Consider the following 14,584-nt stretch of genomic DNA (forward strand, 5'->3'; position numbering starts at 1 on the left):
TCAGAGCTCGGCTTTCAGTTGATTCAGCAGTTGGGCGTGGGCCGTTTGATCGACTTCGCGCTTCAGGATCTGCTCGGCGCCCTTCACGGCCAGCGCGGCGACTTCGCCACGCAGCGCTTCGCGCGCCTTCACGATTTGCTGTTCTGCTTCCGCTTTCGCCTGGGCGACGATGCGGGCGGCTTCAGCCTGGGCGTTGGCCTTGATTTCCTCGGCGACCGCCTGGGCACGCTTTTCAGCGTCGGCGATGCGCTGCTGGCCGTCGTTGCGGGCCTGCGCGAGTTCCTGGTCCACGCGCTTGTGCGCTGCGTCGAGTTCCGCCTTGCCCTTCTCCGCGGCTGCGAGGCCGTCGGCGATCTTCTTCGAACGTTCGTCGAGGGCGTTGATCAACGGCGGCCACACGAACTTCATCGTGAACCACGCGAGGACCAGGAACACGACCATTTGCGCAAACAGAGTTGCGTTGAGATTCACGGTGTTTCCTTATCTGCTATTCCGGAAAAATGAAACGGTAAGGCGCTCATCGAGTTGCATTCGATCAGCGCCCCAAGTCTCCGTTCCGCCCTGCGCCGGCTCACGCCGGTCGCATATTTCCGAGGAACCTTAGCCTGCGACGAGCTTCGACAGGAGCGGGTTCGCGAACGCGAACAGCATTGCGACACCAACGCCGATCAGGAATGCAGCGTCGATCAGGCCGGCCAGCAGGAACATCTTCGTTTGCAGCGGGTTGATGAGTTCCGGCTGACGTGCGCAGGCTTCGATGTACTTGCCACCCATCAGCGCGATACCGATACAGGCGCCGATTGCACCCAGGCCGATGATGATGCCGATACCGATGGCGGTCAGACCCTGGATGTTGGCGATGTAAGCTTGCATGATCACTCCTTTGTGAAAAGACTTGGAACTGAGATTTAAAAAACTAAAACGGAAACTCTTTTTTGCACGCCGCGCTTAGTGCTTGTCGTGCGCTTGGCCGAGATACACCAGCGTCAGCATCATGAAGATGAATGCCTGCAACAGAACAATCAGGATGTGGAAGATTGCCCAGACGCTACCCGCGATCACGTGACCAACGAAGCCGAGGAACGTTGCGTCGCCACCGAAGCTCCACATGCTGCCGAGCAGGGCGATCAACAGGAACAACAGCTCACCCGCGTACATGTTGCCGAACAGCCGCATGCCGAGGGAGACGGTCTTCGCGAGATATTCGACGATGTTGAGCGCGAGGTTAGGGATCCACAGCAGCGGGTGGGCACCGAACGGGGCCGACAGCAGCTCATGCACGAAGCCGCCCGCGCCCTTGATCTTGATGCTGTAGTAGATCATCAGGACGAACACGCCGAGCGCGATGCCGAGCGTGCCGTTCAGGTCGGCCGTCGGGACGATGCGATGGTGGGAAATCACGTCCGACAGACCGAGCAGGCCGATCACGCGGCCCGGCAGGTCGACGGGGAGGAAGTCGAGGGAGTTCATCAGCGCGACCCACACGAACACCGTGAGGGCGAGCGGAGCGATGAAGGTGCGGTTGCCGTGGACGATGGCCTTCGATTGATCCTCGACCATTTCGACGAGCATCTCGATCGCGCACTGGAAACGGCCCGGCACGCCCGACGTCGCCTTGCGGGCGGCCAGACGCAGCAGGAGGATCGTCACGATGCCGCACACGATCGACCAGAACAGCGTGTCGAGGTTCCAGACGTGGATGTCGAAAATCGACGTCTGATGCGAGGTGGAGAAATTCTGCAAGTGGTGCGCAATGTACTCGGACGGATCCGGACCGCGCGTGCCTTCGCTAGCTGCCATATCGTTAATGCCACCCAAATTGTCGAAAATCGTTTTGCCCCGTTCCGCAATACGCTATTGCCGCGATTGCGGGAACGGGCCGGTGCGATTCGTTGTCGAAACCGCACGCTGCTTGTTGCTTACCGCCAGGCCAGCGCGATCCAGTACGTCTTCAGCACGACGAGGTAGGTGACGAGGAGTGCCGGCCAGTGCACGCCGGCGTAGCCGTACGCCACTGCGGCGAACATCCCGATCGTCACGCCGAGCTTCAGGGCTTCGCCCATCACCCAGCTCATCACGGTGGCCGAGCCACCTGCCTTCAGTCGTGCCACGAACAACGCGCTTGGCACCCAGCCGATCGCCCCGCCCAGAAACGCGGATTGCGCAGCGGCGCCCGGCGACTTTGAAAACAGCCACCACGCCAGCGTTGCAACCAGGGACAAGACCACCTGCGCGATCACCACCTTGTAGGGGGTCACGCGCGACGGCTTGCTCACGTCCGGACCGAACAACCTCTCGGCTTCCGTCCGCGTGAGCGGAACGATGTTGTTATCTTGCTGCTCGGCATCCCAGTCGTCGTCGGACTCGCGCCGCTCGCCGGCCGCTGAAGCGGTGCGTTGCGCTCGGTGATCATCGTGCCCGTCGTTCGGCGCCTGACCCGCCATCGCAATCTTCCGCAAAATCCTTGAACCCGGCCCCTGCTTTCCGAAAGCTTTCAGGGGTGCCTAGCTAACAAATCCGGGCGATTGTAAGCGATAGTTGCAAGTGATTCAAGGCTTTAGACGCGACAAAAACCTGCGTAAAACGACGCCTCATCATGTGAAAAACGCGCGAATCCACGACGTACGATGACAGTTGTAAGGTCGCTTTTTTGCACGGGTATTTCTTGCCCGAAAAAGTCCGGCGACGAGGCAATGACGTGGCATCGACGCCTGGTGCGGGCGACACCGGCGCGACGCGTTTGCAGCAGGAATTCTGCTGTGACGCGATCACGGAAAATGATCGGGCGCAGCGATGCGAAGGAGAGGAAATACTGTGACCACCGCGACGAGCGCGATGCGTGAAATACGCTCGCACGCGAGCGCGTCGATGCCTGCAATCAGTTGTTGTGCCGCCACAGTCGATCGACTGTGGATCGCCGCACTTATCAACAGCCCCGGCTTCTCACCCACTGCGAATGCTGTGCCCCACCCCGCCAAGCTTGCAGCGCGCCTGCACCGCAGGCCGCCGCATCGCTTAACCGCGCACGAGCAACCATGCACCCAATGCCGCGCTCACGAGCGCGAACGGGATCGACACGAGGTGAAACGGCAGCCACATGCGCGGCTCCTTCGCGAGACGCACCGCGATCAGGTTCGCGAGCGAACCGATCGCGAAACCGAAACCGCCGACCGATACGCCGAACGCGAGCGCCCGCCAGTCGTGCGTGAATTCCGACAGCAGGATCGCCGCCGGCACGTTGCTGATGCCCTGTGACAGCACCGCGCCTGCCGCGAACACGCGCAGCGGCGAATCGAGGTGAGTCCGCGCGATCGCGTCGTGCACGACGGGCAGCGCGGCCGCGCTGCGCAGCACGACGAACATCAGCACGAAAATCAGCAGCAGCAGCCAGTCGATCTTCAGGACTGCATCACGTCTCGCCACCAGCAGCGCGATCACGACGGCGATCAGGCCCGGCACGGGATGGTGCGCGTCGGCGAGCAGCACGAACGCACCGAACAGCACCGCCGCGAGCAACGCATGCAGGCGCTGGACGGGGACGGCCTGAACGTCTCCCGACAGATCGAGCGGCTTCGCGCGAAACGCACACGCCGTCAGCACGAGCAGCAGCGCCATCAGCGCCAGCGCGAGCGGCCCGAGCGTGACGACGAAGCGGCCGAACGACACGCCGCTCAATTGCCACAGGAACAGGTTCTGGGGATTGCCGAGCGGTGTCGCGACGGACCCCGCATTGACGGCCAGCGCGACCACGATCACGAGCCGCCGGAAAGGCAGCGGCGTCAGCAGGCGCAGCGACACCATCAGCGGCACGACGACGAACAGCGCGACATCGTTGGTGAGCCACATCGCGAGCGCCGCCGCGAACACGACGAGCAGCATCGCCAGCCCGCGCTCGGAATGCACGTGATGCACGATGCGATGCGCGAGCCACATCAGGCACCCGGACAGCTCGAGCGCCTTGGTCAGCATCAGCAGACCCGCGAGCGTCGCGACGGTCTGCCAGTCGACGAGACCGGCCAATGTGGCAATTGGTTGCGGACGCAACCATTGAAGAATAATCAGTGCAAGCGCCAGTACCGCCAGCACCGGCTCCTGCATCAGCCATCCGAGCCATCGGCGCGGCGCTGCCGCGCCCATGTTCTCCGTCAATCGCACCTCGTTACTCTTCCGTCGCGGCGTTGCCGCGAAGGCGCGCGAGAATGCCCTCGAGCGCGTCGAGGTTGCCGAAGTCGATCAGCACCTGCCCTCGCCCGCGGCGGCCGAGCTTGATCTTCACCGTCGACGCGAGCAGGTCGGACAACTCCTCCTCGAGACGGCGCGTGTCGCGGCCGCCGTCATCCTTCGCACGCGCCTTCACCGCCGGCGCTTCCTTCGTCGTGTGCGCGACCAGCTTCTCGGTCTCGCGCACCGACATGCGCTTGTTCACGACCTGATGCGCGAGCGTGATCTGCGTCGCGGCGTCGACCGCGAGCAGCGCTCGCGCGTGCCCCATGTCGAGATCGCCGGCCAGCAGCATCGTCTGCACCGGCGAAGCAAGGTTCAGCAGGCGCAGCAGGTTCGATACCGCGCTGCGCGAACGGCCGACCGATTCGGCCGCCTGTTCGTGCGTGAAACCGAACTCGTCGAGCAAACGCTGGATGCCGTGCGCCTCTTCCAGCGGGTTCAGGTCCTCGCGCTGGATGTTCTCGATCAGCGCCATCGCCGCGGCTGCCTGATCGGACACGTCCTTCACGAGCACCGGCACTTCGTCGAGGCCAGCCAGGCGTGCCGCGCGGAAACGCCGCTCGCCTGCGATGATCTCGTATTTGTCAGATGAAATGGGTCGTACCAGGATCGGCTGCATCACGCCTTGCGCGCGAATGCTGGCCGCCAGCTCCTGCAGGCTGCCTTCGTCCATCCGCGTCCGCGGCTGGTACTTGCCGGCCTGCAGCTTGCCGAGCGCGAGCGTGTTCGGTGCCCCTTCGATCTTCACCGCTTCGGTGATGTCCGCACTGCCGCCGAGCAGCGCTTCGAGGCCACGTCCCAAGCCCTTCTTCTTTGGTACCGCGTTCATGTCTTTCTTCCTCGCTTCGCTCATGTCCGGATCACGACACCTCGAACGCGCGCACGCGATCGATCATCTCGGCACCGAACTGGAGATACGCCTGCGCACCGCGCGAATTGCGGTCGAACACGACGCCCGGCAACCCGTAACTCGGCGCTTCCGCGAGGCGCACGTTGCGCGGAATCACCGCGTCGAACACCTTGTCGCCGAAGTGCGCTTTCAGTTGATCGGAGACTTGCTGCTGCAGCGTGATGCGCGGATCGAACATCACGCGCAACAAGCCGATGATCTTCAGGTCGCGGTTCATGTTCGCGTGGACCTGCTTGATCGTGTTGACGAGATCCGACAACCCTTCCAGCGCGAAGTACTCGCACTGCATCGGGATCACGACGCCATGCGCCGCGCACAGCCCGTTCAGCGTCAGCAGCGACAGCGTCGGCGGGCAATCGATCAGCACGAAGTCGTAGTCGTCGGCCACATGCTCGAGCGCGGCCTTCAACCGACGCTCGCGGTTGTCGATGCTGATCAGTTCGATCTCGGCACCCGACAGCTCGCGGTTGGCCGGCAGCACGTCGTACGTGACACCCTCCGGACGCACGCGTGCGTCCGTCACCGAGACGCCGTCAACCAGCACTTCGTACACAGTCGACTCGCAGGCGGCCTTGTCGATCCCGCTACCCATCGTCGCGTTGCCCTGCGGGTCGAGATCGATCAGCAGGACTCGTTGCTCCTGCGCTGCAAGGCTTGCGGCGAGATTGACCGATGTCGTCGTCTTGCCGACGCCCCCCTTCTGGTTCGCAACGCAGAAGATCTTTGCCATCGTTGGTGTGTTCCCTTTACCTTCAAACAAACAGCGCGCTACCGCGCGCCTTCAATTCGCCTCGTCGACGGTGACCTCGATCAGATGCCGTTCGGCATCGAGCATCGGTACCGCCAGCCGCATCGTCTGCTTTACGCGACTGCCTTCCGGCAGCCGTGCAATTTCGTCGTCCGGGTGGACACCCTTCATCGCCCAGATCGATCCGCCGGGCGCGACGAGATGTCGAGCAAGTTTAACGAAGTCGGATAGATCCGCGAAGGCGCGGGATACGATCATGTCGAATTTTTCCGGCACTTCGACACCCGGCTGCAGCGATTCGACCCGCCCGGTGACGACCGACAGGTTCGCGAGCTTCAGCTCCGCACGCATCTGAGTCTGGAATGCAGACTTCTTCTGCACGATATCGTTCAGCGTCACTTGCCAGTCCGGCCGGACGATCGCCAGCACGATACCGGGCAACCCGCCGCCCGAACCCACGTCGAGCACGCGCGCCGATGCACGGTCGCGCAGATGCGGAACGATGGAGAGTGAATCAAGAATGTGCTGGATCAGCATCTGCTTCGGGTCGCGGATCGCGGTCAGGTTGTAGACCGCGTTCCACTTGCCGAGCAGCGCGACGTAATCGAGCAGCTGGTTGCGTTGTGTATCCGTCAATGCGATGTCGAGCGCGGCCGTGCCGTCGACGAGCATTTGTTCAAGTACGTCCCGATTAACCGCCGGCGCGCGACGCGCCGTCATTGTTGCGTCGGGACGGTGCCGTCCCCCTGCTCGGTCGCCTCTGCGGCAGTGCCATTACGACGGCCGAGGCCACGGCGCTTCAGGTGCACCATCAGCAGCGAGATCGCAGCCGGCGTGACGCCCGAGATCCGCGATGCCTGGCCGATCGTTTCCGGCCGGAACTCGTTGAGCTTCTGGCTCACTTCGAACGACAGGCCGCGCACCTCGCGATAGTCGATACCGTCCGGCAGGCGCGTGTTCTCGTTCGCATCGTTGCGCTCGATCTCGCTCGCCTGGCGTTCGATATAGCCCTGATATTTGATACCGATCTCGACCTGCTCCTTGATCTGCTCGAGCAGCACCGGATCGTCGGCCAACGGCTCCGCCGGACCGCATTCGCCGCCCTTCAGGCCGCACACGCCGTCGTAGCTGATACCCGGGCGACGCAGCAGCTCCGCGAGGCTGTACTCGTGATCGATCGCCTTGCCGAGCAGCGCGGTCGCCTCTTCCGGCGGCAGCGTCTTCGGCGTTACCCATGTCGACTTCAGTCGTTCGGTTTCACGTGAAACAGCGTCGCGCTTCCGGCTGAATGCATCCCAGCGCACATCGTCGACCAGCCCCAGCTCGCGGCCGATCTCGGTCAGGCGCATGTCCGCATTGTCTTCACGCAGGCTCAGACGATACTCCGCACGGCTCGTGAACATCCGGTACGGCTCGGCCACGCCACGCGTGACGAGGTCGTCGACCAGCACGCCAAGGTACGCCTGGTCGCGACGCGGGCACCATGCGTCCTTCTCCTGCACGTAACGGCCTGCGTTCAGACCGGCCAGCAGGCCTTGAGCGGCCGCTTCTTCATAGCCCGTCGTGCCGTTGATCTGGCCCGCAAAGAACAGCCCGTTGATCGCCTTCGTCTCGAGCGATGCCTTCAGCGCGCGCGGGTCGAAGTAGTCGTATTCGATCGCATAGCCGGGGCGCAGGATGTGCGCATTCTCGAGGCCGCGCATCGAGTGCACGAGTTCGAGCTGCACATCGAACGGCAGGCTCGTCGAAATCCCGTTCGGATAGAACTCGTTGGTCGTCAGCCCTTCCGGCTCGAGGAAGATCTGGTGCGATTCCTTCGACGCGAACCGGTGGATCTTGTCCTCGATCGACGGGCAGTAACGCGGGCCGACACCTTCGATCACGCCTGTATACATGGGCGACCGGTCGAGGCCGCCGCGAATGATGTCGTGCGTGCGCTCGTTCGTATGCGTGACCCAGCACGGCAACTGCTGCGGATGTTGCTCCGCACGGCCCAGGAACGAGAACACCGGGATCGGATCGAGGTCGCCCGGCTGCTCGTCCAGCTTCGAAAAGTCGATCGAGCGGCCGTCGATACGCGGCGGCGTACCGGTCTTCAGGCGGCCCTGCGGCAGCTTCAGTTCCTTCAGACGCGCCGACAGCGACACGGCCGCCGGATCGCCCGCGCGACCGCCCGTGTAATTGTTCAGGCCGACGTGGATCTTGCCGTCGAGGAAGGTACCCGCCGTCAGCACCACCGCACGTGCGCGGAAGCGGATGCCGATCTGCGTGACGGCGCCCACCACGCGGTCGCCTTCGACCATCAGATCGTCGACGGCCTGCTGGAACAGCCACAGGTTCGGCTGGTTCTCGAGCCGATGGCGGATCGCAGCCTTGTACAGGATACGGTCGGCCTGCGCACGCGTCGCGCGCACGGCCGGGCCTTTCGACGAATTCAGGATCCGGAACTGAATACCGCTCTCGTCCGTCGCAGCGGCCATCGCGCCGCCGAGCGCATCGACTTCCTTGACCAGATGGCCCTTGCCAATACCGCCGATCGACGGATTGCAGCTCATCTGCCCGAGCGTTTCGATGTTATGGGTCAGCAGCAGCGTCTTCGCACCCATACGGGCCGATGCCAACGCGGCCTCCGTGCCGGCGTGCCCGCCGCCGACGACGATGACGTCAAATTCTGTGGGAAAAAGCATGGTGGATTCCGCGCGCAGGACTGCGCACGAACCTATCTGAGAAATGTATGGGCCGAATTATAGCGGGTTCGCTTTTCACCCGAAGGCCGTCCGAATGGTAGGGACCGTTCATTTAGCCGGTTTTTTTCGGCCGATCGGCCGAGCTGTGCCGCCTAGCCGGCCTTGGCGGCGCTGGCGCGACCTCACCGCACATCGCCAAGCTGTGCAAAACCGAGGACCCGGTAGCGGCTCGTGAACCGACATCACCGTGACATCACAGTATTTCCGGTCAATCGCCCGGCACTTATCCCCTGTGGCGACCGACCACCGTCAACGCTCATTCCCTGTGCAACCCGACGCGATGAGCCCGCACTCTCGTCACAGTGCTTCCGCTGGTTGCTCCGGCACTTATCCCCACACTCGATTCACCGTCACGTCGCCCTCCCCCGAAACAAAAACGGCGTGTTTCACGTGAAACACGCCGCCCGTTTCCCGCCCACCGCCTCACCCATCAAGCCGTTTTCTTCGCAAGCCCCAGATACGTTTCGATTACCTGCGGATTCTGTGCCAACTCGGCAGCCGGCCCTTCCAGCGCAAACTCGCCGGTCTCCAGCACATAGCCGTAGTCCGAGATCTGTAGCGCGGCCCGCGCGTTCTGCTCGATCAGCAGCGTCGCGACGCCCGTGCCACGCAACGCGCTGATGATATGAAAAATCTCTTTCACGATCAGCGGCGCCAGCCCGAGGCTCGGCTCGTCCAGCATCAGCAGGTCGGGCTTACCCATCAGCGCGCGGCCCACCGCAAGCATCTGCCGTTCGCCGCCCGACAGCGTGCCGGCCGCCTGCTTGCGCCGCTCCTTGAGCCGCGGAAACAGCGCGAACACATGATCGAGCTGGTCGAGGAAGTTCGACTCACCCGCGACCTTGCGGCGATACGCGCCCAGCACGAGGTTGTCCTCGACGGTCATCGTGCTGAACAGCTCGCGCTTTTCCGGCACAAGGCACATCCCGCGCGCGACGCGCTGCTCGACGGGCAATGCGCCTACGTCGTTACCGCGGTAAACGATCGCGCCCGACGCGTGCCCGGTCACCGGCAACGCGCCCATGATCGCGTTCAGCAGCGTCGACTTGCCGGCTCCGTTCGGGCCGATCACGCTGACGATCTGCCCTGCGCCGACCTTGATCGCCGCACCGTGCAGCGCCTCGACCTTTCCGTACCGCACCGCCAGCCCGCGTACCTCGAGAATCGGCATCGTCGTGTCCGTCATCACTCCACCCCGCCCAGATACGCTTCGAGCACCGCCGGATCCTGCTGCACGTCCTGCGGCAGCCCTTCCGCGATCCGCGTGCCGAATTCCATCACCACCAGCCGGTCGGTGAGGTTCATCACGAAATCCATGTCATGTTCCACGAGCAACACGCTCATCCCTTCGGCCTTCAGGCGCCGCAGCAAGTCCGCGAGCTGCTGCTTCTCCTGGTAGCGCAGCCCGGCCGCCGGCTCGTCGAGCAGCAGCAGCGTCGGATCGCAGCACAGCGCGCGCGCGATTTCGAGAATCCGCTGCTGGCCAAGCGCGAGGCTGCCCGCTTCGTCGTACATGTGCTTCTCCAGCCCGACGCGGCGGATCTGTCGTGCCGCTTCAGCCAGCAGCTGCGCTTCCTCATGTGCATTGAGCCGCGCGATGCTGCGCCAGACGCCCGTATGGCCGCGCAAATGCGCGCCGATCGCGACGTTCTCGAGCACCGTCATCGTCGGCAGTAGCTTCACGTGTTGGAACGTCCGGCCGATCCCGCGGCGGACGATCTGGCGCGACGTGAGCCCGTTGATCCGCTCGCCGCGGAACGTGATCGTGCCGCCGGTCGGCTGCAGCACGCCGGTCACGAGGTTGAACGTGGTCGACTTGCCCGCGCCGTTCGGGCCGATCAGGCCGACGATCTGCCCCGCTTTCACGTCGAAACTGACGTCGTTGACGGCCACCAGCCCGCCGAACTGCTTGCGCGCGTTGTCGACCACGAGCAGCGGCTCGCCCGCCACCGGCTTCGCGCGCTGCGGCAGCGGGTCGGCATGGTCGGGCACATGTGCGCGCGGCCCGCGTGGAAACAGCTTCGCGACGAACGGCCATACGCCCTGGCGCGCGTACTGCAGCAACAGCACCATCAGCACGCCGAACACGATGATCTCGAAGTTGCCTTCCGAGCCGAGCAGCTTCGGCAACAGCGTCTGCAGGTAGTCCTGCAGCACGGTGAGGATCGCCGCACCGAGCACCGCGCCCCATACGTGCGACACGCCCCCGACCACGGCCATGAACAGGAATTCGATCCCGTGGTTCAGGCCGAACGGGGTCGGGTTCACCGCGCGCTGCAGGTGCGCGTACAGGAAGCCCGATACCGCGGCGAGCACGGCCGCGTAGGTGAAGATCACGACGCGCATCCACGCGGTGTTCACGCCCATCGCTTCGGCCATCACGCCGCCGCCGCGCAGCGCGCGGATCGCGCGGCCGGGCCGGCTGTTGAGCAGGTTCTGCACCGACACGATCGCGGCCAGCACGACGACCCAGATCAGGAAGTACAGGCTGCGGCCGCTGCCGAGCTCGATGCCGAACAGGTTCAGTGCCGGAATCCCGTTGATCCCGTCGTACTTGCCGAGCAACTCGAGGTTGCCGAACAGATAGAACAGCGCGAGCCCCCACGCGATCGTGCCGAGCGGCAGGAAATGCCCGGACAGGCGCATCGTGACCGCGCCCAGTACCAGCGCGACGAGCGCCGTCAGCACGACGCCGACGATCAGCGCGAGCCACGGCGACACGCCGTATCGCGTGGTCAGGAATGCGGTCGCATACGCGCCGATGCCGACGAACGCGGCCTGCCCGAAGCTCGTCATCCCGCCGACGCCCGTCAGCAGCACGAGCCCGATCGCGACGATCGCGTAGAGGCCGATGTAGTTCAGCAGCGTGATCCAGTATTCGGGCACCTGCAGCGCGCCGGGCAGCACCGGCAGCGCGAACAGCACCACGAGAAACACCCAGAAGGTCTTGTTGCGTACCATCGTCTTCATCGTGTCACTCCTCTTCCTCTTCCGCATGCGGCGCCGCGAAACTGCGCCACAGCAGCACCGGGATGATCAGCGTGAACACGATCACTTCCTTGTACGCGCTCGCCCAGAATGACGAATACGATTCGAGCACGCCGACCAGCAGCGAGCCGGCGGCCGCGAGCGGATAACTGACCAGCCCGCCGATGATCGCGCCCACGAAACCCTTCAGGCCGATCAGGAAGCCGGAGTCGTAATAGATCGTCGTCAACGGACCGACGAGGATGCCGGACAGCACACCGAGCCCGGCCGCCAGCGTGAATGCGAGCCGCCCTGCTTCGGTCGTGCCGATGCCGACCAGCCGCGCGCCGAGCCGGTTCACCGACGTCGCGCGCAGCGCCTTGCCGGCGATCGTGCGGCCGAAGTACACGTAGAGCGCGCCGATCAGCACCAGCGCGGTCACGACCACGAGGATGCTCTGCACCGACACCGTCATGCTGCCGACCGACAGCGACGCATCCGCGAAGCCGTTGGTGCGCGAGCCTTCAGCGCCGAACATCACGAGCCCGAGGCCGACCATCGCGAAATGGACGGCGACCGACACGATCAGCAACAGCAGCGTCGTGCCTTCGGCGATCGGCTGATAGACGAGCCGGTAGACGAACGGCCCCATCGGCACGACGATCGCGAGCGTCAACGCGATCTGCGCAAGCATAGGCAGCGGCTGCGCGGCAAAGCTGCGCGTGATCGCGAACACCGCGAGCGGCAGCAGCACGTAGCGGCTGCCGAGCGTCGCGAGCGTGCGGCCGAGTTGATGGCGGCGTTCGCGATGGCGGACCAGGCCGCCGACTTCCAGCAGGAAGCACGCGATGCCCATCACGAACAGCAGCCAGCAGGTGGCGGGAAATTTCTGCGCCTGCAACGCCGCAAGCGTGAGCGCACCGTAGGCGACGAATTCGCCCTGGGGAATGAAGATCACCCGCGTGACGGAAAACACCAGCACGAGCGCCAGCGACAGCAATGCATAAATGGCGCCGGTCGTGATGCCGTCTTGCGCGAGGATCGCCGCAATCGAGAGATCCATACGTTTCGTGTATCGAGAATGCTGCGGAGAAACGGCGACGGGAACGGCCCGCGCGCGGACGGCAAGACCGGCGGTCAGGCGTCGCGTTGCGGGCTTCCCGGCATTCCATGCGGCGCGAGCACGGATCGCCGCGCCGCCGACGGCGCGCACGGCACCGTTCGCGCCGCGCCCGCCGGTTTCACGTGGTGCTTACTCGGCCTGCAGCTTCCACTTGCCGTCGACGATCTGCACCATCACGCGCGCCCGCGTGTCGAAGCCGTTGTGATCGGTCGCCGTCGTGTTGATCACACCGTGCGACACGGGCAGATCCTTCACGCTCTCGAGCGATGCGCGCAGCGCCTCGCGGAACGCCTCGGTGCCCGGCTGGCCCTTCTTCAGCGCATCGGGAATCGCACGCTGCAGCAGCAGGCCCGCATCCCATGCATGGCCGCCGAAGGTCGCCAGCGAACCGGCCCCGTACGCCTTTTCGTATGCGGCCTTGTAGCCGAGCGCCGGCTTCTTCACCGGATTCGAATCGGGCAACTGGTCGGTCACGAGCACCGGGCCGGCCGGCAGGATCTCGCCTTCGCAGTCCTTGCCGCACACGCGCAGGAAGTCGTTGTTCGCGACGCCGTGCGTCTGGTACACCTTGCCCTTGTAGCCGCGCTCCTTCAGCGTCTTGGCCGGCAGCGCGGCCGGCGTGCCCGAACCGGCGATCAGCACCGCGTCGGGATTCGAGCCCAACAGCTTCAGCACCTGCCCCATCACCGACGCGTCGGTGCGGTTGAAGCGCTCGTTCGACACGAGCTTCAGGCCGTTCTTCTCGGCCGCCGCGCTGAACGTCTTGTACCAGCTGTCGCCGTACGCATCGGCGAAGCCGATGAAGCCGACCGTCTTCACGCCATGCTTCGCCATGTAGCCGGCGATCGCGTCGGCCATCAGCTGGTCGTTCTGCGGCACCTTGAACATCCATGCGCGCTTCGCGTCCATCGGCGAGATGATCTGCGCGCTCGCCGCGAGCGAGATCGTCGGCGTCTTGCCCTGCGACACCGGATCGAGCATCGCGAGCGAGTTCGGCGTGACGGACGAGCCGATGATCGCGTCGACGTGATCCTCGTCGATCAGCTTGCGCACGTTCTGCACCGCGCGGCTCGTGTCGGACGCATCGTCGAGCACGATGTACTGGACGCTCTTGCCCGCGATTTCCTTCGGCAGCAGCGCGATCGTGTTCTTTTCCGGAATCCCGAGCGAGGCGGCCGGCCCGGTGGCCGACAGCGTCACGCCGATCTTCACCTGCGCCGACGCCGTGGCCGCCGCACCCACGAGGCCCGCGGCAAGCAGAACCTCCATCCATCGATTCATCTTCATTTACGTTGTCTCCAAACGCTGCTCGAAAAATCCGTGGGTCGCTCGGGCGGCTCCCGGTCCTCAAACAAGTTAATAAATTAACTATCTCGCCGTACCGCGTCTACGCTCGTTTTCCCGTGAAACGCCGGCGTCGCAATCGAGCCCCGGCGATCGCACGCACGCACGCGCCGCGGCGCGTTCCGAAACGGTCGTTCGACCGCCACGATGCGCGGCAGCAATGTCGCCAGGATGAAGGGAACGGAGAAACGCAGCGTTGCGCGAGACGCGATCGATGCGAATGCAACGATCGCGGGAAGGTCGGCCGGCCGAGCCTGGTTCGGCTCCGCAAGCGCGCGGCACACGATCGGAAAACCGGCGGTTCATGCGCATCCGAACGACGCGTCGGATGCGAACGCAACGACCGGAGAAGCCGCCGTGCCGGGCAATCGCGCCAGAACGCGCATACCGTCCGCAGGACGGCTCGTGAAAGCCCGGGCATACCGATGCACCGCCGCACCCGAACGAGCGGCGCCAGCCGCCCCTCGCACCCCGATCCATCGTCCCGCGCTTCTCATCCAACCGCACTCCCTCTTCTGCAT

General features: G+C 64.5%; 14 protein-coding genes. All 14 read right to left on the bottom strand.

The window, feature by feature from the left end:
* The gene (locus DIE12_RS09310) at window positions 1–471 is read right to left on the bottom strand and encodes a F0F1 ATP synthase subunit B (protein ID WP_006477283.1); all 471 of its coding nucleotides are present in this window, start codon (window positions 469–471) and stop codon (window positions 1–3) included.
* A 129-nt stretch (window positions 472–600) separates the two neighbouring features.
* On the bottom strand, window positions 601–873 hold the full coding sequence (gene atpE, locus DIE12_RS09315) for a F0F1 ATP synthase subunit C (protein WP_021160442.1): 273 nt from the start codon (window positions 871–873) through the stop codon (window positions 601–603).
* 75 nt (window positions 874–948) lie between these two features.
* Window positions 949–1,800: a F0F1 ATP synthase subunit A gene (atpB, locus tag DIE12_RS09320; RefSeq protein WP_039351439.1), complete on the bottom strand. Its 852-nt coding sequence runs from the start codon at window positions 1,798–1,800 to the stop codon at window positions 949–951.
* Between the two features lie 119 nt (window positions 1,801–1,919).
* Window positions 1,920–2,444: an ATP synthase subunit I gene (locus DIE12_RS09325; protein ID WP_124486822.1), complete on the bottom strand. Its 525-nt coding sequence runs from the start codon at window positions 2,442–2,444 to the stop codon at window positions 1,920–1,922.
* Window positions 2,445–2,768: 324 nt separating this feature from the next.
* Entirely contained in the window at window positions 2,769–2,951 is a 183-nt protein-coding gene (locus DIE12_RS09330; protein ID WP_124486821.1) for a hypothetical protein, read from the bottom strand.
* A gap of 64 nt (window positions 2,952–3,015) precedes the next feature.
* Window positions 3,016–4,137 carry an SLC13 family permease gene (locus DIE12_RS09335; RefSeq protein ID WP_124520511.1) on the bottom strand — a complete coding sequence of 374 codons (1,122 nt, stop codon included), beginning with the start codon at window positions 4,135–4,137 and terminating at the stop codon, window positions 3,016–3,018.
* 22 nt (window positions 4,138–4,159) lie between these two features.
* Entirely contained in the window at window positions 4,160–5,053 is an 894-nt protein-coding gene (locus tag DIE12_RS09340; protein WP_124520632.1) for a ParB/RepB/Spo0J family partition protein, read from the bottom strand.
* 31 nt (window positions 5,054–5,084) lie between these two features.
* The gene (locus DIE12_RS09345) at window positions 5,085–5,864 is read right to left on the bottom strand and encodes a ParA family protein (protein ID WP_044845234.1); all 780 of its coding nucleotides are present in this window, start codon (window positions 5,862–5,864) and stop codon (window positions 5,085–5,087) included.
* A gap of 51 nt (window positions 5,865–5,915) precedes the next feature.
* Entirely contained in the window at window positions 5,916–6,602 is a 687-nt protein-coding gene (rsmG, locus tag DIE12_RS09350; RefSeq protein WP_124486820.1) for a 16S rRNA (guanine(527)-N(7))-methyltransferase RsmG, read from the bottom strand.
* Window positions 6,599–8,569, bottom strand: coding sequence for a tRNA uridine-5-carboxymethylaminomethyl(34) synthesis enzyme MnmG (gene mnmG / locus DIE12_RS09355; RefSeq protein ID WP_044845232.1), 1,971 nt, complete (start codon window positions 8,567–8,569; stop codon window positions 6,599–6,601). Before mnmG ends, rsmG begins: the two co-directional genes overlap by 4 nt.
* Window positions 8,570–9,059: 490 nt before the next feature.
* Window positions 9,060–9,815, bottom strand: a complete 756-nt coding sequence (locus tag DIE12_RS09360; RefSeq protein ID WP_044845231.1) for an ABC transporter ATP-binding protein — start codon at window positions 9,813–9,815, stop codon at window positions 9,060–9,062.
* Entirely contained in the window at window positions 9,815–11,599 is a 1,785-nt protein-coding gene (locus tag DIE12_RS09365) for an ATP-binding cassette domain-containing protein (protein ID WP_124520446.1), read from the bottom strand. Before DIE12_RS09365 ends, DIE12_RS09360 begins: the two co-directional genes overlap by 1 nt.
* A gap of 4 nt (window positions 11,600–11,603) precedes the next feature.
* Window positions 11,604–12,659 carry a branched-chain amino acid ABC transporter permease gene (locus tag DIE12_RS09370; protein ID WP_124520445.1) on the bottom strand — a complete coding sequence of 352 codons (1,056 nt, stop codon included), beginning with the start codon at window positions 12,657–12,659 and terminating at the stop codon, window positions 11,604–11,606.
* 189 nt (window positions 12,660–12,848) lie between these two features.
* Window positions 12,849–14,006 (bottom strand): ABC transporter substrate-binding protein, encoded by a 1,158-nt coding sequence (locus DIE12_RS09375; protein WP_044845229.1) that lies wholly within the window; start codon window positions 14,004–14,006, stop codon window positions 12,849–12,851.
* Window positions 14,007–14,584 lie beyond the last annotated feature (578 nt).

Source organism: Burkholderia sp. Bp9015, assembly GCF_003853505.1.
Lineage (GTDB): Bacteria > Pseudomonadota > Gammaproteobacteria > Burkholderiales > Burkholderiaceae > Burkholderia.